This is a genomic window from Streptomyces sp. NPDC002032 (assembly GCF_042890765.1).
Classification (GTDB): Bacteria; Actinomycetota; Actinomycetes; order Streptomycetales; family Streptomycetaceae; genus Streptomyces.
In genome coordinates, this window is sequence record NZ_JBIASM010000014.1 from 1 (window position 1) to 24,299 (window position 24,299).

General features: G+C 72.4%; 17 protein-coding genes and 1 pseudogene. 9 read left to right on the forward strand and 9 right to left on the reverse strand.

All coding sequences use genetic code 11. The features are described 5' to 3' along the window. Positions 1-97: 97 nt before the first annotated feature. Positions 98-466 (reverse strand): cyclophilin-like fold protein, encoded by a 369-nt coding sequence (locus ACFYYT_RS27120; RefSeq protein WP_351823260.1) that lies wholly within the window; start codon positions 464-466, stop codon positions 98-100. A gap of 187 nt (positions 467-653) precedes the next feature. Here ACFYYT_RS27120 and ACFYYT_RS27125 point away from each other — a divergent pair, with 187 nt between their 5' ends. The 4 genes from ACFYYT_RS27125 (at position 654) to ACFYYT_RS27140 (ending at position 8,575) form a co-directional block, all read left to right on the forward strand. Continuing rightward, the gene (locus tag ACFYYT_RS27125) at positions 654-2,159 is read left to right on the forward strand and encodes a cytochrome ubiquinol oxidase subunit I (RefSeq protein ID WP_351823257.1); all 1,506 of its coding nucleotides are present in this window, start codon (positions 654-656) and stop codon (positions 2,157-2,159) included. An 18-nt stretch (positions 2,160-2,177) separates the two neighbouring features. Beyond that, entirely contained in the window at positions 2,178-3,179 is a 1,002-nt protein-coding gene (cydB, locus tag ACFYYT_RS27130) for a cytochrome d ubiquinol oxidase subunit II (protein WP_351823254.1), read from the forward strand. An 86-nt stretch (positions 3,180-3,265) separates the two neighbouring features. Then, positions 3,266-6,814 (forward strand): thiol reductant ABC exporter subunit CydD, encoded by a 3,549-nt coding sequence (gene cydD / locus ACFYYT_RS27135; RefSeq protein WP_351823251.1) that lies wholly within the window; start codon positions 3,266-3,268, stop codon positions 6,812-6,814. A gap of 24 nt (positions 6,815-6,838) precedes the next feature. Then, complete coding sequence (locus ACFYYT_RS27140) at positions 6,839-8,575, forward strand: GAF domain-containing protein (protein WP_351823248.1); 1,737 nt, start codon at positions 6,839-6,841, stop codon at positions 8,573-8,575. A 57-nt stretch (positions 8,576-8,632) separates the two neighbouring features. Here the strand turns inward: ACFYYT_RS27140 and ACFYYT_RS27145 are convergent, their stop codons facing one another. After that, positions 8,633-9,526: a Cof-type HAD-IIB family hydrolase gene (locus tag ACFYYT_RS27145; RefSeq protein ID WP_351823245.1), complete on the reverse strand. Its 894-nt coding sequence runs from the start codon at positions 9,524-9,526 to the stop codon at positions 8,633-8,635. 167 nt (positions 9,527-9,693) lie between these two features. On the opposite strand from ACFYYT_RS27145, the gene ACFYYT_RS27150 reads away from it, so the two are divergent. Further along, the gene (locus tag ACFYYT_RS27150; RefSeq protein ID WP_351823242.1) at positions 9,694-10,596 is read left to right on the forward strand and encodes an LLM class flavin-dependent oxidoreductase; all 903 of its coding nucleotides are present in this window, start codon (positions 9,694-9,696) and stop codon (positions 10,594-10,596) included. Positions 10,597-10,770: 174 nt separating this feature from the next. On the opposite strand, the gene ACFYYT_RS27155 is transcribed toward ACFYYT_RS27150, so the two are convergent. From ACFYYT_RS27155 to ACFYYT_RS27165, 3 genes are all read right to left on the reverse strand, one after another. Then, positions 10,771-13,782, reverse strand: a complete 3,012-nt coding sequence (locus ACFYYT_RS27155; RefSeq protein WP_351823239.1) for a tetratricopeptide repeat protein — start codon at positions 13,780-13,782, stop codon at positions 10,771-10,773. Then, on the reverse strand, positions 13,779-15,629 hold the full coding sequence (locus tag ACFYYT_RS27160) for an HSP90 family protein (protein WP_351823237.1): 1,851 nt from the start codon (positions 15,627-15,629) through the stop codon (positions 13,779-13,781). Before ACFYYT_RS27160 ends, ACFYYT_RS27155 begins: the two co-directional genes overlap by 4 nt. A gap of 127 nt (positions 15,630-15,756) precedes the next feature. Next, on the reverse strand, positions 15,757-16,296 hold the full coding sequence (locus ACFYYT_RS27165; RefSeq protein ID WP_351823234.1) for an RNA 2'-phosphotransferase: 540 nt from the start codon (positions 16,294-16,296) through the stop codon (positions 15,757-15,759). A gap of 133 nt (positions 16,297-16,429) precedes the next feature. Here ACFYYT_RS27165 and ACFYYT_RS27170 point away from each other — a divergent pair, with 133 nt between their 5' ends. Beyond that, complete coding sequence (locus ACFYYT_RS27170) at positions 16,430-17,236, forward strand: MIP/aquaporin family protein (protein ID WP_351823232.1); 807 nt, start codon at positions 16,430-16,432, stop codon at positions 17,234-17,236. Positions 17,237-17,340: 104 nt separating this feature from the next. On the opposite strand, the gene ACFYYT_RS27175 is transcribed toward ACFYYT_RS27170, so the two are convergent. The 4 genes and pseudogenes from ACFYYT_RS27175 to ACFYYT_RS27190 all read right to left on the reverse strand — a co-directional run bounded on the left by ACFYYT_RS27175 (position 17,341) and on the right by ACFYYT_RS27190 (position 21,187). After that, the gene (locus ACFYYT_RS27175; protein ID WP_351823229.1) at positions 17,341-18,255 is read right to left on the reverse strand and encodes a MerR family transcriptional regulator; all 915 of its coding nucleotides are present in this window, start codon (positions 18,253-18,255) and stop codon (positions 17,341-17,343) included. A 10-nt stretch (positions 18,256-18,265) separates the two neighbouring features. Beyond that, positions 18,266-18,517 (reverse strand): annotated as a pseudogene (locus ACFYYT_RS27180) (metal-dependent hydrolase); the annotation flags it as partial. Between the two features lie 19 nt (positions 18,518-18,536). Beyond that, complete coding sequence (locus ACFYYT_RS27185; RefSeq protein ID WP_351823226.1) at positions 18,537-20,321, reverse strand: SDR family oxidoreductase; 1,785 nt, start codon at positions 20,319-20,321, stop codon at positions 18,537-18,539. Further along, entirely contained in the window at positions 20,318-21,187 is an 870-nt protein-coding gene (locus ACFYYT_RS27190; protein ID WP_351823223.1) for a M24 family metallopeptidase, read from the reverse strand. The genes ACFYYT_RS27185 and ACFYYT_RS27190 overlap by 4 nt, the downstream gene beginning before the upstream one ends. 261 nt (positions 21,188-21,448) lie before the next feature. Here ACFYYT_RS27190 and ACFYYT_RS27195 point away from each other — a divergent pair, with 261 nt between their 5' ends. From ACFYYT_RS27195 to ACFYYT_RS27205, 3 genes are read left to right on the forward strand one after another with little or no spacing between them, the layout of a single operon-like run. After that, positions 21,449-22,507, forward strand: a complete 1,059-nt coding sequence (locus tag ACFYYT_RS27195; RefSeq protein WP_351823220.1) for an ABC transporter ATP-binding protein — start codon at positions 21,449-21,451, stop codon at positions 22,505-22,507. Further along, positions 22,497-23,384 (forward strand): ABC transporter permease, encoded by an 888-nt coding sequence (locus ACFYYT_RS27200; protein WP_351823217.1) that lies wholly within the window; start codon positions 22,497-22,499, stop codon positions 23,382-23,384. The genes ACFYYT_RS27195 and ACFYYT_RS27200 overlap by 11 nt, the downstream gene beginning before the upstream one ends. After that, on the forward strand, positions 23,381-24,292 hold the full coding sequence (locus tag ACFYYT_RS27205) for an ABC transporter ATP-binding protein (RefSeq protein ID WP_351823214.1): 912 nt from the start codon (positions 23,381-23,383) through the stop codon (positions 24,290-24,292). The genes ACFYYT_RS27200 and ACFYYT_RS27205 overlap by 4 nt, the downstream gene beginning before the upstream one ends. Positions 24,293-24,299: the final 7 nt, after the last annotated feature.

Sequence of the window (24,299 nt, forward strand, 5' to 3'; positions counted from 1 at the left end):
CGCTACGACAAACGAGCCCGCCACTACAACGCCCTCGTCACCCTCGCCTGCCTACAACTCTGGCTGCCGAAATGACATTGCGGACACGCCCTAGGGCCTAGGCCAGTTCCACGCGGATGGGGTCGCCGTCGCGGACGGTGGCCAGCAGGCGGGGGTCGCCGTCGAACGAGCCGAGGACGTTGCACGGGCTCGCCAGGCGGCTCTCGCCCCCGCGCGAGATGGGGGTCGGGCCGTAGGGCAGCGCGAGCGCGTTCCCCTCGGTCCAGAACGCGACCGTGCCCGGGTCGACGACCTGGCGGGCGTCGCTCTCCAGCGCCACGGAGACGCCGGTGTCGAAGTAGACCTCTTCGCCCCAGGTGTTGGCGGACGCGGAGATCGGGAGCGCGGCGGCCAGGGCCTTGCTCGTCGGAGTGTCTTCGAGGGTCGCCGTGAGATGGCCGGCGGGCCAGGAGAATCGAATCTTCATAGCGCAGATTCAACAATCTGTTGAATGTCTTGGCTAGGGGACCCCCGGCTGAAAGTCGCCGAGAAGGGTGCGCCATAATGCTTGTGAATGTGAACGCGTTCACAAGCGTGTCCCGCTTCCTCCGGGATTGGGCGGGATGTGCTCGGCAAACGGCCGCTGTGACCCCGGCTACGAAGGAGACGAGGACGTGGACCTAGCTCTGGCGCCAGAGACTCTGGCGCGATGGCAATTCGGCATCACCACCGTCTACCACTTCCTGTTCGTACCCCTCACGATCTCGCTCGCCGCGCTGGTCGCGATCTTGCAGACCGCCTGGGTGCGGAGCGAGAAGGAGAAGTACCTCAAGGCGACGAAGTTCTGGGGCAAGCTCTTCCTGATCAACATCGCGATGGGCGTGGTCACGGGCATCGTCCAGGAATTCCAGTTCGGCATGAACTGGTCGGACTACTCGCGCTTCGTCGGCGACATCTTCGGCGCCCCGCTCGCCTTCGAGGCCCTGATCGCCTTCTTCTTCGAGTCCACCTTCATCGGCCTGTGGATCTTCGGCTGGGACAAGCTGCCGAAGAAGATCCACCTGGCCTGCATATGGATGGTGTCGATCGGTACCGTCCTGTCCGCGTACTTCATCCTCGCGGCGAACTCCTGGATGCAGCACCCGGTCGGCTACCGGATCAACGAGGAGCGCGGCCGGGCCGAGCTCACCGACTTCTGGCGCGTTCTGACCCAGGACACCGCGCTCACCCAGTTCTTCCACACCTTCACGGCCGCCTTCCTGGTCGGCGGCGCGTTCATGGTCGGCATCGCGGCCTTCCACCTGGCACGCAAGAAGCACGTCCCCGTGATGCGCACCTCCCTGCGGCTCGGCCTGGTCGTCATGATCATCGCGGGGCTGGGCACCGCCATCAGCGGTGACCTGCTCGGCAAGGTGATGTTCAAGCAGCAGCCGATGAAGATGGCCGCCGCCGAGGCCCTCTGGGACGGCGAGGCCCCCGCTCCCTTCTCCGTCTTCGCCTACGGCGACGTCGACAAGGGCCACAACAAGGTCGCGATCGAGGTCCCCGGCCTGCTCTCCTTCCTGGCCGACAGCAACTTCAGCTCCTTCGTCCCCGGCATCAACGACGTCAACAAGGCCGAGCAGGAGAAGTTCGGCCCCGGCGACTACCGGCCCAACATCCCCGTCGCCTACTGGGGCTTCCGGTGGATGATCGGCTTCGGGATGGCCTCCCTCGGCGTCGGCATGCTGGGTCTCTGGCTGACCCGCAAGCGCTTCCTGCTGCCGCCGGCCCTGCGCACCGGTGAGGACGAGGTCCCGCACCTGGTCCTCTTCCGGAAGGCGCTGAGCCCCCGGTTCTCCCACCTCTACTGGGTCGTCGCGCTCTGGACGATGTGCTTCCCGCTCATCGCCAGTTCCTGGGGCTGGATCTTCACCGAGATGGGCCGTCAGCCGTGGGTGGTCTACGGCGTCCTGCGCACCCGCGACGCGGTTTCGCCGGGCGTGACGCAGGGCGAGGTGCTCACCTCGATGATCGGCTTCACCTCGCTCTACGCCGCGCTTGCCGTGATCGAGGTCAAGCTCCTGGTGAAGTACGTGAAGGCAGGTCCTCCCGAGCTCACCGAGGACGACCTCAACCCGCCCACCAAGATCGGCGGGGACGACAAGAACCCCGACCGGCCGATGGCCTTCTCGTACTGAGGCTGAGGAGACCGCACCATGCAACTCCACGACGTCTGGTTCGTACTCATCGCGGTCCTGTGGACCGGCTACTTCTTCCTGGAGGGCTTCGACTTCGGAGTCGGCGTCCTGACCAAGCTGCTCGCCCGGGACCGCCGCGAGAAGCGGGTCCTGATCAACACGATCGGGCCGGTCTGGGACGGCAACGAGGTCTGGCTGCTCACGGCCGGCGGCGCCACCTTCGCCGCCTTCCCCGAGTGGTACGCCACCCTCTTCTCCGGCTTCTACCTGCCGCTGCTGATCATCCTGGTCTGCCTCATCATCCGGGGCGTCGCCTTCGAGTACCGCCACAAGCGGCCCGAGGACAAGTGGCAGAGCAACTGGGAACACGCGATCTTCTGGACCTCGCTGATCCCCGCGTTCCTGTGGGGTGTGGCCTTCGCCAACATCGTCCGGGGGGTGAAGATCGACAAGGACATGGAGTACGTCGGTACCTTCTTCGACCTGCTCAACGTCTACTCGATCCTCGGCGGCCTGGTCACCCTCACCCTCTTCACCTTCCACGGAGCGGTCTTCACCTCGCTGAAGACCGTCGGGGACATCCGGGACCGCTCGCGCGCGCTGGCGACCCGGCTGGGCGTGGTGACGGCCGTACTGGCCCTGGTCTTCCTGATCTGGACCCAGCTCTCGCGCGGTGACGGATGGAGCTTGATCGCGATGGCCGTCGCCGTGGCGGCGCTGATCGCGGCCCTCGGCTTCAACCTCGTCGGCCGGGAGGGCTGGTCGTTCGCCCTGTCGGGCGTGACCATCGCGGCGGCCGTCGCGATGCTCTTCCTGACGCTGTTCCCGAACGTCATGCCGTCCTCGCTGGACGACGCCTGGAGCCTCACGGTCACCAACGCCTCGTCGACCCCCTACACGCTGAAGATCATGACCTGGTGCGCGGCCGTGGCCACGCCGCTCGTCATGCTCTACCAGGGCTGGACGTACTGGGTGTTCCGCAAGCGCATCGGCACGCAGCACATCTCCGACGCGCACTGAGCCCGCGCGGTCCGCGCGGCGTCCGGTCCGGACGGCCGCCGCCCGGACCGGACCTCCTGTCCGACCCTGCCGAGGGGATGTTTCACGTGAAACCGATCGACCCGCGCCTGCTGCGGTACGCCCGTTCCACCCGCCTCTTCCTCGCGGCGGTGGTGGCCCTGGGGCTCGCCGGAGCGGGGCTCGTGGTCGGTCAGGCGATGCTCATCGCCGAGATCGTGGTGGGCGCCTTCGAGAAGGGGCTCGACGGCGGCGCGCTGCGGACCCCCCTGCTGCTGCTCGCGGCGGTGGCCCTGGGACGGGCGCTGGTGGCCTGGCTGACGGAACTGGCCGCGCACCGGGCCAGCGCGGCGGTCAAGTCGGAACTGCGGGGCCGGCTGCTGGATCGGGCGGCCGACCTGGGGCCGGGCTGGCTGAGCGGCCGGAGCACCGGCTCGCTGGTGGCCCTGGCGACCCGGGGCGTGGACGCCCTCGACGACTACTTCTCCCGCTACCTGCCCCAGCTCGGGCTCGCCGTGGTGGTACCGGTGGCCGTCCTGGCCCGCATCGTCACCGAGGACTGGGTGTCGGCGGCCATCATCGTGGTCACGCTGCCGCTGATCCCGCTGTTCATGATCCTCATCGGCATGGCCACCCAGAGCCGGATGGACCGCCAGTGGAGCCTGCTGTCACGGCTGTCGGGGCACTTCCTGGATGTGGTGGAGGGGCTGCCGACGCTCAAGGTGTTCGGCCGGGCCAAGGCCCAGGCCGAGTCCATCCGGAAGATCACCGACGACTACCGCCAGGCCACGATGCGCACGCTGCGCATCGCCTTCCTCTCCTCGTTCGCGCTGGAGCTGCTCGCCACCCTCTCGGTCGCCCTCGTCGCGGTGACCATCGGCATGCGGCTCGTGCACGGGGAACTCGACCTGTACACCGGCCTGGTCATCCTGGTCCTGGCGCCGGAGGCGTACCTGCCGCTGCGCCAGGTGGGAGCGCAGTACCACGCGGCCGCCGAAGGGCTGGCGGCCGCCGAGGAGATCTTCGAGGTCCTCGAGACCCCGTCGCCCCCGACCGGCGCCGGGGCGGCCGTGCCGGCCGGCGCCCAGCGGATCACGTTCGAGGAGGTCGAGGTCCGGTACGAGGGGCGGAGCACGAGTTCGCCCGGGCCCGTGTCGTTCACCGTCGGGCCGGGCGAGTGCGTGGCCCTCACCGGACCCAGCGGGGCGGGCAAGTCCACGCTGCTGGGCGTGTTGCTGGGCTTCGTGGCGCCGGCCTCCGGGCGGGTGCGGATCGGGGACGCCGATCTGGCAGGGCTGTCCCCGGAGCAGTGGCGCGAGCGGGTGGCCTGGGTACCGCAGCGTCCGCACCTCTTCGCGGGAACCATCGCGGAGAACGTCCGACTGGCCCGTCCCGGGGCGTCCGAGGAGGCTGTGGAAGCGGCACTGCGCGACGCCGGGGCCTGGGAGTTCGTATCCGCCCTGCCGAACGGCGCGCGGACCCCGCTCGGTGAGGGCGGGGTGGGCCTGTCGGCCGGTCAGCGCCAGCGCCTTGCCCTGGCCCGGGCGTTCCTCGCGGACCGGCCGGTGCTCCTGCTGGACGAGCCGACGGCTGCTCTGGACGGGGAGACCGAGGCCGCCGTGGTGGAGGCCGTACGCCGCCTCGCGGTGGGCCGGACCGTACTGCTGGTGGTGCACCGGCCGGCGCTGCTGGCCGTGGCCGACCGGGTGGTCCGGGTGGGTGAGGGCGCCGCATTCCTGCCCGTGGCCCCCGGCCCGGCGCCCGAGGGCGCTCCGCAGCGGCCGGCGGCGGTGGCCGTCCCCGGGGAGTGGGTCCTCGGAGCGGCGCCCGAGCGTGAGTCGGTCAGCGGCGGCGCCGACACCGGTGGCGGCGATCCCTTGCGGCGGGTGCGGGCGGTGGCGTCGGCGTGGCGGGGCCGGTTCCGGCTGGGGCTGCTGCTGGGGGCGCTGGCCGTCGGTTGCAGCGTCGGGCTGATGGCGGTGTCGGGGTGGCTGATCTCCAGGGCTTCGCAGCAGCCTCCGGTCCTCTACCTGATGGTGGCCGTCACGGCCACGCGGGCCTTCGGCATCGGGCGGGCCGTCTTCCGGTACGCCGAGCGGATCGTGTCGCACGACGCGGTCCTGCGGATGCTCGCCGACCTGCGGGTGTCGGTGTACCGGCGGCTGGAGCGGATCGCGCCGGCCGGGCTGCGCGAGCAGCGGCGCGGGGACCTGCTGTCCCGGCTGGTGGCCGACGCCGATGCCTTGCAGGACTACTGGCTGCGCTGGCTGCTGCCGGTGGGTACCGCGGTGCTCGTCGGCACCGGGTCGGTGGCCTTCACCGCCTGGCTGCTGCCCGGGGCCGGGGCCGCCCTGGCGGTGGGGCTGCTGCTGGCCGGAGTCGGGGTGCCGCTCGTCAGCGGGGCGTGTGCGCGGACCGCCGAGCGGCGGCTGGCGCCCGCGCGGGGCGAGCTCGCCACCCGGGTGGCCGATCTGCTGACCGGCACCGCCGAACTGACCGTGGCCGGGGCCCTCGCCGACCGGAAGGCGCGGGCCCGGGAGAGCGACGGGGTGCTGACCCGGATCGCCTCGCGCGGGGCCGCCGCCACCGGGCTCGGCGGCGGGCTGTCGGCGCTGGTGTGCGGGCTCACCGTGGTGTGCGCGGCGCTGGCGGGTGCGGACGCCGTCGCCTCCGGACGGCTGTCCGGGGTGGCCATGGCGGTGGTCGTGCTGACTCCGCTCGCGGCCTTCGAGGCGGTCAGCGGGCTGCCGCTGGCCGTCCAGTACCGCCAGCGGGTCCGGCGTAGCGCCGAGCGGGTCCACGAGGTGATCGACGCTCCCGTGCCGGTCACCGAACCGGCCGAGCCGGGCACGCTGCCGGCCTCGCCCTTCCCGCTGCGGCTGACCGGGCTGGCCGCCCGTCACCCGGGCCAGGAGCGGGACGCGCTGCGGGGGCTGGACCTGACGCTGGAAGCCGGCCGGCGCATCGCGGTCGTCGGGCCCTCGGGTTCGGGGAAGACCACCCTCGCCCAGGTCCTGCTGCGGTTCCTGGACCCGGCCGAAGGCGCCTACGCCCTGGGCGGGACCGACGCGCAGACCCTCGACGGCGATGACGTACGCCGTGTCGTGGGCCTGTGCGCCCAGGACGCGCACCTCTTCGACAGCTCGGTGCGGGAGAACCTACGGCTGGCCCGGCCGGAGGCGAGCGAGGAACAGCTGCGTGCGGCGCTCGCCTCGGCCCGGCTGCTGGAGTGGGCGGACGGGCTGCCGGACGGGCTGGACACCCTCGTCGGTGAACACGGGGAGCGGATCTCGGGCGGTCAGCGCCAGCGGCTGGCCCTGGCGCGGGCCCTGCTCGCGGACTTCCCGGTGCTGGTGCTGGACGAGCCGGCCGAGCACCTGGACCTGGCCACCGCGGACGCGCTGACGGCGGACCTGCTGGCGGCCACCGAGGGGCGCACGACCGTACTGATCACGCACCGGCTCGCCGGGCTGGAAGCGGTGGACGAGGTGCTCGTACTGGACCGCGGCGCGGTCGTCCAGCGGGGTCCGTACGCGGAGCTGGCGGCGGTCGAGGGACCGTTGCGCGGGCTCCTGGACCGGGAGCGGGAGGCGGACGGGACCCTGGCCGAGTTCCACCATGCTGACTTTCCCTCCTAAAGCGGACTAACTAGTCTCAAGGGCATGTCAGTGCAGGAGTCTGAGGAATCGCCGGATCCCACACGGGAAACACCGGACCCGCTGGAGGCCGCGACCCGTGCCACCCGGAGCCTCCAGGGGCTGTCCACCGAGCTGACCGCTCGGGTGCCGCAGCTGCTGGAGGCCATGCGCTCGGTCGGTACCGGGCTCGAACTGCACTCCACGCTCGACCGCATCTGCGAGACCGCCGCCGAGCTCGCGGACGCCCGCTACGCGGCGATCGGCGTCGTCGACACCGAGGGACGGGGCCTTTCGGACTTCGTCACCTTCGGCGTCAGCGCCGAGCAGGCCCGGAAGATCGGTCACCGCCCGGACGGGAAGCGGGGCCTGCTCGGCGCGCTGATCTCCCATCCCGACACGGTGCACCTCGCCGATCTGACGAAGGATCCGAGGTCGTCCGGCTTCCCCGCGCACCACCCGCCCATGAAGACCTTCCTCGGCGTGCCGATCCGGGTGCAGGGGGAGATCTTCGGCAACCTCTACCTCGCCGAGAAGAACGGCGGAGGCGAGTTCAACGACTACGACGTCCACATGGTTCGGGTGCTGGCCACCGAGGCGGGCATCGCCATCGGCAACGCCCGGCTGTACGAGGCCGCCACCCAGCGCGAGAGGTGGATCGACGGGTCGGTGGCCGTCACCACCGCCCTGCTGTCCGGCGGGGACGCGGACGACGCCCTCGCGGTGGTGGCCGAACAGGCCCGGCGGCTGGCCGACTCGGCCGCCGGGATCGTGATGCTGCCCGCCGAGGAGGGCGGGATGGAGATCGTCGCCGTCTCGGCCGAGAACCCGGCCACCTCGCTCGGCATGGTGGTCCCCGCCGAGAGCCCCATCGTGGACAAGCTGCTGCGGGGCGAGCCGGTGTTCGTGGCGGACGCCGCCAGCGATCCACGCATGATCAGCCGTCTGACCAGCCAGTACGGGCCCTGCATGATGCTGCCGCTGCACAGCGGCGGCCGGGTGCTGGGAGCCCTGGTCACCCCGCGGGCCCGGGGCAAGCGGCCGTTCAGCGAGGCCGAGCGGACCCTGGCCACGCAGTTCGCCTCCCAGGCGGCCCTCGCCCTGATGATGGCCGAGGCGCAGCGCGACCGGGAGCGGCTCGCGGTGTTCGAGGACCGGGACCGGATCGCCCGCGATCTGCACGACCTGGTGATCCAGCGGCTGTTCGCCACCGGGATGATGCTGGAGGGCGCCCAGCGCCGGTCCATCGTCCCCGAGGTCCGCGACGGGGTCGGCAAGGCCGTGGACGAACTGGACGTGACCATCCAGGAGATCCGCACCGCGATCTTCGCGCTCCAGCAGGGCCCGGCCGAGGCGCCCTCGGGGCTGCGCACCCGGGTGCTGCGGGAGATCAACATGGCGGCCGTGCCGCTGGGCTTCAAGCCCGCGCACCGTTTCCTGGGCCCGATCGACGCCGTCGTCGGCGAACTGGTGGGCAAGAACCTGATCGCCGCTCTGCGTGAGGCCCTGTCGAACGCCTTCCGGCACGCGGAGGCGTCCCGCATCGAGGTGGTGCTCGACTCCACCATCACCCTGGCCGACGGCCGGCCCGGGGTCCGGCTGGAGGTCGCCGACGACGGCGTGGGCATCCCGGAGGGCGGCCGGCGCAGCGGCCTGCGGAACCTGCGCCGCAGGGCAGAGTCGCTGGGCGGCACGAGCCATTACGGACCCGGCCTCGGCGAGGACGGCGGCGGGACCACCTTGGTGTGGGAGGCCCCGCTCTAGGCCGGCATCCCGCCGGCTCCCGCCGGAACCCCGCGGGATGCGCGGGTGCCGGACCGCTTACGGAGCTTCGGGGCGGCCCGCCGCGGTGTGGTCGGCGAGGATGTGCTCGATGACCACGGCCACCCCGTCCTCGTTGTTGGCGACCGTACGGCCCGAGGCCGCCGCGATCACATCGGGATGGGCGTTGCCCATCGCGTACGAGGTCCCCGCCCAGCGGAGCATCTCGATGTCGTTCGGCATGTCCCCGAAGGCGACGACCTCGGCGGGGGTGATGCCGCGCTCGGCGCAGCAGCGCTCCAGGGTGCTCGCCTTGGACACGCCGAGCCCGCTGATCTCCAGCAGGGCGGTCGGGCTGGAGCGGGTGATCGAGGCGTAGGCCCCGGCCGCCGAGCGGGCCAGGGCGAGGAACTCGTCCGGGGTCAGTTCGGGGTGGTGGGCGAGCAGCTTCAGTACGGGCGCCGTGTCCTCGGGCTCCTCCTGCAGCAGCTTCTCGGCGGTGGCGACGGTGGCGCCCGGGTCCTGGAAGAAGGGCGGGTAGGCCGGCTCGTAGTGGATGCCGGTGGTCCGCTCGACCGCGAAGGAGGTGCCGGGGGCGGCCTTCCGCAGGGTTTCCACCACCGTGAGCGCGGTGGCCCGGGGCAGCGCGCGGACCTCCACGAACTCCCGGCCCGCGTGCAGGTCGACGACGGCGGCGCCGTTCGCGCAGATCGCCAGGCCGTGGCCGTGGACGTGATCGCTGACCACGTCCATCCAGCGGGCCGGGCGGCCGGTGACGAAGAAGACCTCGATCCCGGCCTCCTCGGCTGCGGCGAGCGCGGCGACCGTGCGGAGCGAGACGGATTTGTCGTCGCGCAGCAGGGTGCCGTCGAGATCGGTGGCGATGAGCCGGGGTGCGGGGGTGGGCCCGTCCGGGCGCTGGGGAGCCGAGGTCACCGTCCCATCTTCGCCCATCGGCTCCCGCGCCCCGACCAGCTCGGGCCGAGATGTTTCACGTGAAACCGCGCCGTGTGACCAGGTCCGGGCGCGATGTTTCACGTGAAACACGGCCGTTCGGCCCACGGCGGGGCCCCTGGTGCGCAATGTGCGGTTGGCGCGGATGCGGTCGTAGGCTCGAACGCATGAGTCTGCGTCTGAGCACAGTGATCCTCCCGGTCCGCCCCTGGCACGAGGGCGGCCGCGCCCAGTGGGAGCGGGCCGAGCGGCTCGGGTTCCACACCGCCTACACCTACGACCACCTCACCTGGCGGACCTTCCGCGACGGCCCCTGGTACGCGGCGGTGCCCACCCTGACCGCCGCTGCCGCCGTCACCGACCGGCTCCGGCTCGGCACCCTGGTCACCTCGCCGAACTTCCGCCACCCGGTGACGCTGGCCAAGGACCTCATGACGCTGGACGACATGTCCCGCGGGCGCATCACCCTCGGCATCGGCGCGGGCGGCAACGGCTTCGACGCGGTGGCGCTCGGCCAGGAGCAGTGGACCCCGCGCGAGCGCGCCGACCGCTTCGCGGAGTTCGTGCCGCTGCTGGACCGGCTGCTCACCGAGGATGCCGTCACCCACCACGGCACCTACTACTCCGCCCAGGAAGCCCGCAACATCCCCGGCTGTGTCCAGCGCCCGCGGCTGCCCTTCGCGGTGGCCGCCACCGGCCCGCGCGGGGTCAAGCTCGCCGCGAGCCACGGCCAGGCCTGGGTGACCGCCGGTGACCCGAAGGTCTTCGAGGGCACGCCCGATGAGTCGCTGGAGGCCCTGCGCGGCCAGATCGGGAAGCTGGACAAGGCCCTGGCGGAGATCGGGCGCGAGTCCGGTTCCATCGAGAAGGTCCTGCTGACGGGCTTCACCCCCGAGCGCAGCACCCTGCTGGAGTCCGTGGACGCGTTCGTCGACTTCGCGGGGCGTCACCGGGAGCTCGGCTTCACCGAGATCGTCATCCACGCACCGATCCCGGACTCCGACTTCGCCGCGGACGAAGCCGTCTTCGAGCGGATCGCCACCGAGGCGCTCGCCCAGCTCGGCGCCTGAGGGGCCGGGTCCGGCCTGCCGGCCGTGGTCCCGAGGAACAGGCCTCCTCGGGACCACGGCCGGGAGCCGGCCGGATGCTCACCCGGCCGGATGCTCACCCGGCCCGACGCTCACCCGGCCGGACACTCACCCCGTCAGGCGGCCACCCGGCCGGATGCTCACCCCGTCAGGCGCTCACCCGGTCAGGCTCGTGACGAGCCGCCGGGCCTGCGGCAGCAGCCACTCGGGGCCCGTCCCCTCGGGCAGTGCCTCGACCTCCTCGATCAGCGCGGAGATCCGGGCGGCGCCCGCTGCCGGGCGCCCCAGTTCCTGCTCGGTCCAGGCGGCGTTGTTCAGGCACTGGAAGCGGTCCTGGAGGTACTCCGCCCCGAGTCCGGCGTAGAGCGAGGCCGCCCGCTCCCAGAGCAGCACCTCCTCCAGCCGCAGCGCCTCGATCCCGGCCGCGCCCGGCGTCCTGCCCGGGGCGGGGTCGCTGCCGTCGTCGGGGAGCGCGGCGTCCACCCGCCGGTCCAGCACCTGCGCCAGCTGGTGCCAGGTCTGCGCCAGCTCGGCGCGCAGCTCCGGATCCCGGGGCTCGTCGGCCAGGGCCGCCTCCAGTACGCGGGCCGCCTCGTCCATCCGGGTCCGGGCAGCGGCGACGGTGGCTTCGGTGGCCTCCTGGCGCAGCCCCAGCCAGGCCAGCGAGCGCAGGATCCGGACCTCGGAGATCACGGACTCCCCCGTCAGCCGGCGCAGTTCCAGGGCGCGCTCGTAGGCGGCGACGGCCTCCTCGGCCAGCCCGGCGTCGGACAGGCAGTCGGCGGCGGCCTGGGCGAAGGACGCCTGTGGCCGCGGGTCCTCCCAGTCCTTGACCAGTTCCGCCGCGAGCAGGAACTGCTCCGCCGCCGCCCGCGACTCGCGCAGGTCCCGCAGCAGGTTGCCCAGGAAGTCCCGGGCGGAGACGGCCTGTCCCTCGCCGTGTTCCAGCAGGTCGGGCAGCGTGGACTGGAGCACCTCCGCCGCGTCGGCGGTCCGGCCCTCCCGCGCGTGGGCCCGGGCCAGCAGCAGCCGGGCCTGGGCCCCGCCGTCCGCGGTCAGGCCGGCCTGGTCGAACCAGTGGGCCGCCGTCAGCGCGTGCTCGGCGGCCTCGTCCGCCGCGTCCCGGCGCAGCAGGACGTCCGCGAGGGTGATCCGTACGACGGCCTGCTGTTCGGCGTCGGTCACCTCGGCCGCGTGCTCCAGGGCGGACCGGGCCGCCTGCTCGGCCTCCTCGGGCCGCTTCAGGGACATCAGCACCCCGGCCCGCAGGACGAGCGGGTCCACCGCCTCCCAGGGCCGGGCCGCCGTGACCGCCCGGTCCGCGGCGGACGCCAGCAGGAGCAGGGCCCCGTCGGTGTCGCCGCGGGAGAGCGCCAGCCGGCCCAGCATCTCCTCGGCCTCGGCGGCGAGGTCGGGCAGGGTCGGGCCGTAGGAGGCGACGAACGCGGTGAGCTCCGCCACCAGCACCTCGTGGCCGTGCTCCTCCGCATGATCGTGCGCGGCGTCGCCGTGGTCGCGGGTGGGCGCGGCGTCGACCGAGCGGAGGTAGGACTCCACGCGGATCGTGGACAGTTCCGCGAGGGCGATCCGGCGCGCACGCAGCGGTTCGGCCGTGTCCAGCGACTCGGCGGCCCGCAGTCCGGCCGCCAGCAGTTCCCGGATCCGCCCCGGCTCCTCCCCCGCCTGGGCGGCCGCCGTCGCCAGCCGCAGTTCGGCGAGCGCCGCGCGTTCCTCCCGGCCCAGCGCCCGGTACCCGTCGCGGACGCCGGCCAGCAGCGCCGCGGCGTCCTTCGCCCCCGCCCGCGCGGCGGTCAGGGCCTGCTGGTCGGCCAGGTCGGCGGCGAGCAGCGGGTCCGTCTCCGCCGGCGGCAGCGCGGAGGTCCGTACGGAGACCTCGGCCCACAGGGCGTCCGCCCCCGGGTGGCCCGTGTCGCGGGCGGCGCGGGCCCGTGCCACCAGGTCGGGAAGGCCGACGGCAGAGGCGGCCGGGCGTGCCGGGGCTGCCGGAGCCGCCACCGGCACTGCGGGCACTGCGGCGGCCGACGGCCGGGGCAGCGTGGCGCTGCGCACGCCCAGCGGGAGCGCGTCGGTCAGCGGCTCGCGTGCGATCCGCTCGCGCAGCTCGTCCGAGACCCGGGTGGTGCGGTTGCGGGCGTCGAAGCGCGCCGCGACGGCGAGGGCCTGGCCGAGGAGGATCCCGTACAGCTCGTCGACGGTGCGCGCGGAGCCCTCGTAGGGGACGCACGGGTCGGCGCCGTGTCCGAGCCGCTTCAGCCGCCCCAGCAGGACGAGGACGCCGCCGAAGAAGTCCCGCTGCGCGTCGGCGTCCGCGAGCGAGCCGAGGAGCGCCGCGTGCTCGGAGAGGATCTCCAGGCCACGGGCCTCGTTGCCGGTCAGGGCGCAGAACTCGATGTGCTCGCCGATGGAGCGCAGCAGGCTCTCCTTGCCCCGGGCCAGACGGTAGCCGCGCAGATGGTGGGAGCGGGCTTCGGCGGTGCGGCCGAGGCGGACGAGGGGGAGCAGGGCGCGGGCGAGGACCCGGTGCGGTTCCTCCATGCAGGTCTGCTGTCCGCTCAGGACGGGTTCCCAGATCTCGATCGCCCGGGCGTCCTCGCCCCGGTCGGACCAGAACCAGCCCTGGGTGTGGGTCTCGCAGGCGTGGCAGTCGCTCATGGCGTCGCGGTCCGCGGCCCGCCAGCGCTCGACGGCCCGTTCGGCCCGCTCGCGGTCGCCGGTGGCGTGGGCCAGGTAGTACTCGGACTGGCGCACGGCGCGTTCGCTGTACCCGGCGATCCGGTAGCGGCGTTCCATGTCGTCGAGCCAGTGGGTGACGGTTTCGACGGGGATCTCGGGGGATTCGACGATCCGGCCGGCGACCCACTTGAAGCGCCAGAACAGGGAGTGGGCCTCGGATGCGTCGAAGGCCCCCGGGTCGCGGTCGTACTCCTGGAGCAGGCGGGCGAACGGGACGACCATGCGGGTGCGTTCGGCGCTGTACTCGTAGGCGTCGATCTGGCCGACCAGGGCCTGGCGGAACAGGGCGGGATCGCCGCTGACCTCGGCGGCCGCCGTGAGGGCCTCGGCCTGCGCGTTGCGGGCGGCGCCGTAGGGGAGTCCGCGGTTCTGGTGGAGGGCGTGGCGGATCTCTTCGCTGGTCAGGGTGCTCACTTGTCGCCCTCCTGGGCCGGGGTGGAGTGGGTCGCCCATTCCAGGAGCCCGAGGAAGGCCCGGTTGAGCAGGGTGGAGTCCGCCGGGCGCAGCGGCCGTTGGGACATCAGCAGGGCCTGTCCGTAGAGCGATTCGGTCGCCGTGCCGGCCAGCGTGGGATCGGGCAACGCGGCGATCCGCCTGATCAGCGGGTTGTTGTGGTTGAGGACCAGGCGGGCGCGCGGTCCGGAGCCGCGCAGCGAGCCGAGGATGCCGCTCCACAGGGAGTCGGTGCTCTCCAGGGCGGCGGTCCGGTCGCGTTCCTGGCGGGCCTGGCGGTCGTCGAGGTAGAGGGCGGGGACGGCCACGGGCTGGAAGGCGCGCAGCACGACGTCGCAGCTTTGGGGTTCCAGGCGGGTGCGGGCGGTGGACAGGAAGGAGGCGAGGGCCAGTTCGACGTCGGTGGGTACGGGGTCGAGGCGCTCGGTGACGGCTCCGGCGTCGAGTTCGGCGACGTTGAGGTCCGGGCGTACGGAGGGCAGCAGGGCCAGCAGGTCGGCGTCGTAGGTGTATCCGGCGTTGATGACGCCGAGGCCGTGGGCCGCCGCGATCGGGGCGATCTGGCGGAACTCCTCCACGGTGCGCGTGAAGTGGATGTCGGTGTGGGCGGCCGCGAACTCCTCCAGGCTCATGGAGCCGTCGGAGGTCTCGAACGGCAGCCAGGGAAGCATCAGCCCGAGCAGTTCGGCATCGTGCCGGGCCAGCGACTTCACCCCGAGGTGGTGGACGCTCAGGAAGGCGGCTAGACGGTCGGGTTCGCTCGCCGCGAGTTCGGCCAGCCAGCTCCTGACGCGGGCGCCGAGGGCTTCGCGGACGGCTGCCAGGGTCTCGTCGTCGTAGAGGTTCTCGCGGGAGGCCGTGGGCCGCAGGGTGTCGGTGTCGAGGACGGCGCGGACGAAGAAGGCCCAGTCGGGGAGCAGGTTGTCGGCCTGGTCGGTGAGCAGCATGCCCTTGAGGTGGACGCGGTGTCCGGCCCGATGGGCGGGGCTGGTCGGTTCGGGCAGGACGTACGCGACTCCGCGCACTCCCGCGACCGGCAGGTCGAGGTCGATGCTGTCGAGCGGGGTGAAGCCGAACAGGGACGCGCAGTGGCCGGCGAGCGCGACGCGGCGGGCGGCCGGGGTGGGGAAGGGCCGGTCCCACACGGCGGGCCGGTCGGTGACGGGGCGCGGTTCGCCGCCGAGGCCGTCGTCGAAGGTGATCTCGTAGGGCAGGAGGGAGCCGTAGTCACGGGCGAGCCGTTCGACCCGAGCCGGCTCGGTCCACTCCTCGGCGCCCGCGCGGGCCTCCAGGTGGACGGTGGTGCCGGGCTCGGTGCGGGCCTCGTGCGGCAGTTCGCGCACGGTGTAGGAGCCGTCGTCGGTGGCGAGCCACTCCACGGGCACGGCCAGCGGGTCGCGGGCGGAGCGGGTGACGACCCGGATCTGCCGGGCGACGACGAAGCAGGCGAGCAGGCCGATGCCGAACTGGCCGAGGAACTCCTGGCGGGTGGTCTCCAGGCCGTGCTGTCCGCCGCGCTTGGAGCTGCGGCCGATGGTGGCGAGGAGGGAGTGGGCCTCGGCGGCGGTCAGGCCGATGCCGGAGTCCTCGATGGTGACGCGGCCGGCGGAGGCCGACAGGCGGATGCGGACCTGTGCGCCGGGCTCGTGGGCGTGGCGGGCGGTGACGGCGTCGACGGCGTTCTGCAGCAGCTCGCGGACGTAGACGCGCGGGCTGGAATAGAGGTGGTGCGAGAGCAGGTCGACGAGACCGCGCAGGTCGACCTGGAAGTTGTTGACCTCGGCTTCGGCCGGGGAGACGGACGTCATGGGGTGTCACCTCGCGTGATCACAGGGATGGTCGGTGATCGCGAGGTTCCCCCCTCACTGATCCCGGAACGAGAACAGAGTAGGGGGATGATCCGACAGTCCTCCCGTGAATTCCGCGCGCGGCGGATCAGGGGAACCGCAGGAACCGCGGCGGTACGGACTCGGCGAGCCACACCCCGTTGGCGCTGATCCGGAACACGTGCCCGGCCGTGCGCATCCCGCCCGCGTCCACCGCCAGGACCACCGGCCGGCCCCGGCGCGCGCCGACCCGGGCCGCCGTCTCGCGGTCGGGCGAGAGGTGGACGTGGTGGCGGGCCATGGGGCGCAGGCCCTCGGTGCGGATGGCGGCCAGGGCGGCGGGGACGGTGCCGTGGTAGAGGTACGCGGGCGGTTCGGCCTCCGGCAGGTCCAGGTCCACCGCCACGGTGTGTCCCTGGCTGGCCCTGATGCGGGTGCCTTCGACGGCGAAGCGCTGCTTGTCGTTGGTGGCGACCACGTGGTCGAGCTCGGCCCGGCTGAAGGGGAATCCGTGGGAGGCCGCGGCGCGCAGGAGATCGTCGATCTCCACCCATCCCCCGGGATCGAGCACCAGCCCGATGCGTTCCGGCTGATGCCGCAGATGTTTCGAGACGTATGTGGACACCTTCACGGTGCGTCTGTCGTCCATGACCCCAGCTTGTCGGGTCGGACGGGTGAGTATCAGCCATTTTTCGCGGCTCCCTCGGCCACGGACTCCCTCTATCGCGTTTCCAAGATACGGAATACATTTTCCGCTGAACTGCTGCCCAGAGGGAGAAACCGTGACAAACAAGGCTTCACTGCTACGTCGTGTGACTGCCGAACTCATCGGCACCGCGAGCCTGCTCGTGGTGGTGATCGGCTCCGGCATCCAGGCGGCGTCACTCAGTTCCGACACGGGTGTGGCGCTCGTGGCCAACTCACTCGCCTCCGCCATCGGCCTCGGTCTGATCATCACCTTGTTCGGTCCGCTGTCCGGAGCCCACCTCAACCCGGTCGTCACCCTGACGGCGTGGTGGGCGCGGCGCTCCGGCGGCGAGGGACTCGACGTCCGTGAGGCCCTCGCCTACGCGACCGCGCAGACCGCCGGCGCCATCGGCGGGGCCGTCCTCGCGGAGACGATGTTCGGCCGCACCCCGGGCACCTTCTCCACCCAGGTGCGCGACGGCGGCCACCTGCTGATCGGGGAGATCGTGGCGACCGCCGGACTGGTGCTGGTCATCCAGGGGCTCGGCCGCATCGGCCGGTCCCGGCTGATCCCGGCCGCCGTCGCCGCGTACATCGCCGCCGCGATCTGGTTCACCTCCTCCGGCTCGTTCGCCAACCCCGCGGGGACGGTCGGACGCGCCTTCAGCGACTCCTTCACCGGGATCGCGCCGCAGTCCCTGCCCGGCTTCGTCGCCGCCCAGCTGGTCGGCGGGGTCCTCGGGCTGGCGCTGGCCAGGCTGCTCTACGGTCGCGAGGGCGACACCGGTTCCGGTGCCGACGTACAGGGGACGGGGACCGGGACGGAGCCGGAGCCGACGGTGCTCGAGGTCCCGGTGGCCGATATCCCCCGCACCGGCCCCTCTTTCGAGGCCCTCGTCTGAGGTTTGATCCCCGTTCCCCACAGGCAAGGCCGAGTTGTCCACAGCCGTTTCGGTGGATTTCAGCGGCAAGCGTGTGATTCGCCCTGTGGACTACTGATCGAGCACTATCGGCCGCCCCTGCTGACCAGATCGTTCATGGTCCGGGCCTGGAGCTCCCGCTCCGTCGCGGCCCGTACGAATTCCGCCACATGTTCCGGTCCCACCAGTTCCTGCACCGCCCGCACCGTCTCCGCGGGCAACGCCACCGGCGCGGGCCCCGAGGGCTGAGCCCCGCCGGCGGCTCCCAGGTGGCGCTGGAGGTGCCGCGTCGCGAACAGCCGCATCGCCCGGGCCAGCTCCGCGTCCACCGTCTGCTGGGCCAGCGGCCGCAGTCTGCGCACCATCGTCGCCGCCTCCGCCGCGTCCGCGTCGGTCGGCGGCACCTGCCCGAGGTAGCGGGCGAACACGTGCTCCGTGGTGAACTCCAGGAACCTGGAGGCGATGTGCTCCACCTGCCCGCGCAGTTCGCGCAGGTGCCCGGTGATCGCCGGCAGCGGCACCCCGGCCGCGTACAGCTCAGCCGCGACCGCCAGCTCCTGCGGGGAGGGCACCAGGAACTCGTCCGGCCGCCCGGCGATCCGCTCCAGTACCCCCAGCTCGCACGCCTCGTCGACGGCGTCGTCGTCGGGCCGGCCGCCGAAACGCTCGTTGAGGTCGGCCCGGCTGATCCGGGCCGCCTCCTCGTCGGTCCACGGTCCGTGCACCTCGGCCACCAGACCGAGTACGCCGCCCAGCCCGCGCCCCGCGTCCCAGGCCTCCAGCAACTCCTTGATGGAGGCGAGGGTGTAGCCGCGGTCCAGCAGGTCGGCGATCTGCCGCAGCCGCGCCAGATGCGTGTCCCGATAGACGTTGGACCGGCCGCGGCGCTCCGGCTTCGGCAGCAGCCCGCGGTCCTGGTACGCCCGGATCGTGCGCACCGTCGCCCCGCTGTGGTGGGCCAGATCCTCGATCCGGTACTCGGCTACCGCCTGATCGGACAATCCCGGCTCCCTACGACATGGCGGCTCGGCCGACGGCGCCCGCCGCGGCCCGGGCGGCAGGTGACGCCGCCAGGTACTCGACCGCCCTGCGCAGCGAGCCCTCCTGCGAGGGATGGTACGACCGCCGGAAGGAGCGGGGTATGGCCGCGCCCGGCTCTCTCCACGTCGGCAGCAGGCCCTTGGCCGCTGCCCGGCGGTGGCCGGGCAGCGAACGTCGTGCCCGCCCGGCGAGTCCGGGGCCGTGGCGCGTCAGGCCGGCTGCGGTCCCGCCGGTCCCGTGTTCACAGCCGGGGCTCCAGCTTCGCGAACCGTCGCAGCGTGCGCGGGGCGAAGCGGGACATCCACAGCGCGCCCTTGGACTCCGGGGTCACGGGCACGACGGCCTGGTTCTTCACCACCGCGGTCAGGATCGCGTCGGCGACCTTCTCCGGCGGGAAGTTGCGCAGCCCGTACAGCCGGGAGGAACGCTCCTGGCGGCGCTTCTCCTCGGCCGCGTCCACCCCGGCGAACCGGGAGGTGGCGGTGATGTTGGTGTTGACGATGCCCGGGCAGATCGCCGAGACGCCGATCTGCCGACCGGCCAGCTCCGCGCGCAGGCACTCGCTCAGCATCAGCACCGCCGCCTTGGAGGTGCTGTAGGCGGGCAGCGTCTTGGAGGGCAGGTAGGCGGCGGCGGAGGCGGTGTTGACGATGTGGCCGCCCTGGCCGCGCTCCGCCATCTGCTTCCCGAAGATCCGGCACCCGTGGATGACGCCCCAGAGGTTGACGTCGAGGACCTTGCGCCAGTCCTCGGCGGTCGTCTCCAGGAACGCGCCCGACAGTCCGATGCCCGCGTTGTTCACCAGGACGTCGACGATCCCGTACTCGGCGGCGACCTTCGCCGCGAGCTTCTCCATCGCCTGCTCGTCACTGACGTCCACGCACTCGCCCCAGGCCTCGGCGGCGCCCACGAGCCTGGCCATCTCGGCCGTGCGCGCCGCGCCCTCCGCGTCCCGGTCCACGGCCACGACCCGGGCCCCGGCCTCGGCGAACGCGAAGGCGGTGGCTCGCCCGATGCCGCTGGCGGCGCCGGTGACCAGCACCAGCTGCCCGCCGAACCGGTCCGCGTACCGGCCGGGCGCCTGCTGCCGCGGCGCGCGAGCCGCCGGCTCCTCCCGGGCGGTCACGAACTCGGCGATCCACGCGGCCACCTGGTCCGGCCGGGTGCGGGGGATCCAGTGCCGCGCGGGCAGGGTCCGCCGCACCAGGTCCGGGGCCCACAGCCCGGTGTCGTCGTAGAGCCGCTCGGACAGGAACCCGTCCCCGGTGGGAACGATCAGCTGCACCGGGACGTGCGCGTACGCGTCGGTGCGGGGCCTGCGCATGCGGGGCCGGACGTTGTCGCGGTAGAGCCAGGCTCCGTGGGCCGCGTCCTCGGCGACCGAGCCGGTCGGGTAGGAGCTGTCCGGGAAGTTCTCCGCCCGCTGGATCAGCTTCGGCCACCGCTTGCCGAGCGGTCCGCGCCAGGCCAGCTCCGGGAGCGCCGGGGTGTGCAGCATGTAGACGTACCAGGACTTCACGGCCTGGTTCAGCAGCTGGGCGGCCCGGCGCGGGGTGGGCCGGGTCATCCGCTTCTTGATCCAGTGCCCGAAGTGGTCCAGGGAGGGGCCGGACATGGAGGTGAAGGAGGCGATCCGCCCCTCGGTCCGGGCGACCGTCGCGAACTCCCAGCCCTGGACGGACCCCCAGTCGTGGCCGACCAGGTGCACCGGGCGGTCGGGACTGACCGCGTCGGCCACCGCCAGGAAGTCGTCCGTCAGCTTCTCCAGGGTGAAGCCCCCGCGCAGCGGGCGGGGCGCCGAGGAGCGCCCGTGGCCGCGCACGTCGTACAGGACCACATGGAACCGGGCCGCGAGCCGCTCGGCGACCTCGGACCAGACCTCCTTGCTGTCGGGGTAGCCGTGGACCAGCACCACCGTCGGCCGGTCCGTCTCCCCGAGCTCGGCGACGCACAGTTCGATGCCGCCGGTGCTCACCCAGCGCTCGCGCGCCCCCGCCAGTGCCGTACCGCTGCTCATCTCGCTCATGCCGCCTTCTCCTCAGCCCAGCGCCGCACGTGCGGCAGGTCGTCGTCCAGCCAGAAAGCGCTTTCCGCGGGATCCGCGGAATCGGTGACCACGAGGATCTCCTCGAACTTCGCGCCGGTGCCCCGGAAGCCCAGGTGCGGCTCAACCGCCCACAGGCCGGGCTGCGGCGGGTGGTCGGAGAAGTGGTAGGGACTCCACAACGGGGACCAGCCCTCGCGGTGCCCGTGCAGGGCGTCCGCGGCCAGCCCCTTGAGGGACTGGGTGCCGAAACCGAACGCGGTCGGGGACCAGCGCCGCTCCCGGACCCGGTCAATTTTGTGCGCGATCACGCCGAAGGGATAGGCCCGGTGCCGGTTCGCGTACCCCTGGCGGGTCATCAGCCGCTCGACGTTCTCGTAGATCTCGCGCAGCGGGCGGCGCTCGCGGACCTGCTCCAGGATCAGGTCGCGGTGCGGCCGCAGGTCGGACATCAGCCGGTCCTGCACCGGATGGAGGCCGAGGCTGCCTGAGTATCCGATGTCGGCCGCGTACCCCCGGTGGACGGGGGCCATGTCGAGGATGAAGGGCATGCCCGGCTCCAGCCGCCGCCCCGTCGGGAAGAACTGGAGGGGGATCTTGAAGTTCGCGAAGGCGGTGCGGTCCCCGAACCAGGCGAACGGCAGGTGGAACCAGTCCCGCACACCGCGCTCGCGCAGCCAGTCGCGCTGCATCCGCGCCGCCTCGCGCTCGGTCACGCCGGGCCGGAGCTGCGCCGCCACCGTCTCGGCGCACTCGTAGGCCAGGCGCTGGACCTCCCGGAAGCCGCGCAGCTCGGCGGAGAGCCGCCCACGGTCGTGCGCGGTGCGTTGCTTGGTGTGCCCAGCCATGCCAGCCGTCCGTCCCTGTAGCCGTACGCGCCCGTAACTTGCCACTGATGAATGTGACAATGACCGGAGATCACGTCAAGGGTCGTGCACGGACCTGTGGACGAACGCGGCGCTTTCACGCCGGGCCGATTTCGGCCTTCCGTCCGTGTTCCGCCCCCCGTTCCGTCAGCCTTCCGGCAAGGTCCGTAGTCCTCAAGGCGGACAAGCGATCCCGCTCCAGGTCTGACGACCCGCGCCCCGGGCGGCACTAACGTCGTTCGCGTGACTGTCATCGCGACCGAAAGCCTGAGCAAGCGGTACCCCCGAGTGACCGCCCTCGACCGGCTCTCCCTGGACATCGGGCCCGGAGTGACCGGCCTCGTGGGCGCCAACGGAGCCGGCAAGTCCACGCTGATCAAAATCCTGCTGGGACTGTCCCCCGCCACCGAGGGCCGTGCCGCCGTGCTCGGACTCGACGTCGCCACGCACGGCGGCGCCATCCGTGAGCGCGTCGGCTACATGCCCGAGCACGACTGCCTGCCGCCCGACGTCTCCGCCACGGAGTTCGTCGTCCACATGGCGCGCATGTCCGGGCTGCCGCCGACCGCCGCCCGCGAGCGGACCGCCGACACCCTGCGCCACGTCGGGCTGTACGAGGAGCGCTACCGCCCCATCGGCGGCTACTCCACCGGTATGAAGCAGCGCGTCAAGCTGGCCCAGGCGCTCGTCCACGACCCGCAGCTGGTGCTCCTCGACGAGCCGACCAACGGCCTCGACCCGGTCGGCCGCGACGAGATGCTCGGCCTGATCCGCCGTATCCACACCGACTTCGGCATCTCCGTCCTGGTCACCTCCCACCTCCTCGGAGAGCTGGAGCGGACCTGCGACCACGTGGTCGTCGTCGACGGCGGGAAGCTGCTGCGCTCCAGCTCCACCAGCGACTTCACCCAGACCACCACCACGCTGGCGATCGAGGTCACCGACTCCGACACGCACCCGGACGGCACCGCCGCCCTGCGCCGCGCGCTCACCGCGGCGGGCATCACCCTGCACGCGGGCGAGGAGCAGGGGCTGCCCGGAGCCGGCCACATCCTTCTGGTGGAGGCCTCCGGCGAGGACACGTACGACGTGGTCCGCGACACCGTCGCCGACCTCGGGATCGGCCTGGTCCGCATGGAGCAGCGCCGCCACCACATCGCGGAGGTCTTCCGCGACAGCGACCGGGCCGCGCAGGCCGCGCAGGCCGTGCAGGCCGCGCAGGCCGTGCACGCCGCCCCGCCCGCCCCGCCCGTCCCGCAGTTCCAGACCCAGCAGAAGGGAGCCGGTTCCGATGGCGCCTGACACCTCGACCCAGATCCACAACATCGGCTACCGGTCCTACGACGGCCCGCGCCTCGGCCGCGCCTACGCCCGCACCTCCCTCTTCTCGCAGTCCCTCCGGGGCGCGTACGGACTCGGCCGCTCCGCCAAGTCCAAGGTGCTGCCGATGATCCTCTTCGCGGTGATGTGCGTGCCCGCGCTGATCATCGTCGCGGTGGCGATCGCCGTCCCCGGCTCCACCGATCTGCCGATCAAGTACACGACGTACGCCCTGACCACCCAGGTGATCATCGGGCTCTACCTCGCGTCCCAGGCACCCCAGTCGGTCTCCCGGGACCTGCGCTTCAAGACCGTGCCGCTGTACTTCTCGCGGCCCATCGAGCGGGTCGACTACGTCCTCGCCAAGTACGCGGCGATGGCCTCGGCCCTCTTCATCCTCACCGCCACGCCACTGCTGATCATGTGGATCGGCTCGCTGCTGGCGAAGTTCGACTTCGCCGACCAGACCAAGGGATTCGGGCAGGGACTGGTGTCGGTACTGCTGCTGTCGCTGCTCTTCGCGGGCCTCGGCCTGGTGATGGCCGCGCTCACCCCGCGCCGCGGGTTCGGCGTCGCCGCCGTCATCGGTCTGCTCCTCATCCCGTTCGGCGCCGTCACGGCCGTCCAGGGCGTCGCCTACGGCACCGGCCACACCGGGGCCATCGAGTGGATGGGCCTGTTCTCCCCCGTCACCCTGATCGACGGCGTGCAGACCGCCTTCCTCGGCGCGACCTCCGCCTTCCCCGGTGGTGAGGGCCCCTCCGCCGGCGTCGGCGTCGTCTACCTGCTCGTCGCCCTCGGCCTCATCGTCGGCTCGTACGCCGCCCTGATGGCCCGCTACCGGAAGGCCGGTCTGTGACCATCATCGACATCGACCACACCTCCCGCTGGTTCGGGAACGTCGTCGCGGTCAACGACGTGACCATGCGGATCGGTCCCGGAGTCACCGGCCTGCTCGGCCCCAACGGTGCCGGCAAGTCCACCCTCATCAACATGATGGGCGGCTTCCTCGCCCCCTCCACGGGCACGGTGACCCTCGACGGCGCGCCGATCTGGCGCAACGAGCAGGTCTACCGGCAGGTCGGCGTCGTCCCCGAGCGGGAGGCCATGTACGACTTCCTCACCGGCCGGGAGTTCGTCGTCGCCAACGCCGAGCTCCACGGGCTCGACGACGCGGCCGCCCAGCGGGCGCTCGCCACCGTCGAGATGGAGTACGCCCAGGACCGCAAGATCTCCACCTACTCCAAGGGCATGCGCCAGCGCGTCAAGATGGCCTCCGCGCTGGTCCACGAGCCGTCCGTGCTGCTCCTCGACGAGCCCTTCAACGGCATGGACCCGCGCCAGCGCATGCAGCTGATGGACCTGCTGCGGCGGATGGGCGACGAGGGCCGCACCGTGCTGTTCTCCTCCCACATCCTGGAGGAGGTCGAGCAGCTCGCCTCCCACATCGAGGTGGTCGTCGCCGGCCGGCACGCCGCCTCCGGCGACTTCCGCAAGATCCGCCGCCTGATGACGGACCGCCCGCACCGCTACCTCGTCCGCTCCTCCGACGACCGGGCGCTCGCCGCGGCCCTGATCGCCGACCCCTCCACGGCCGGCATCGAGGTGGACGTCAAGGAAGGCGCCCTGCGCATCCAGGCCGTCGACTTCGGACGCTTCACCGAGCTGCTGCCGCGGGTCGCCCGCGCGCACGGCATCCGGCTGCTGACGGTCTCGCCCTCGGACGAGTCCCTCGAGTCGGTCTTCTCGTACCTCGTCGCGGCCTGAAGGAGCT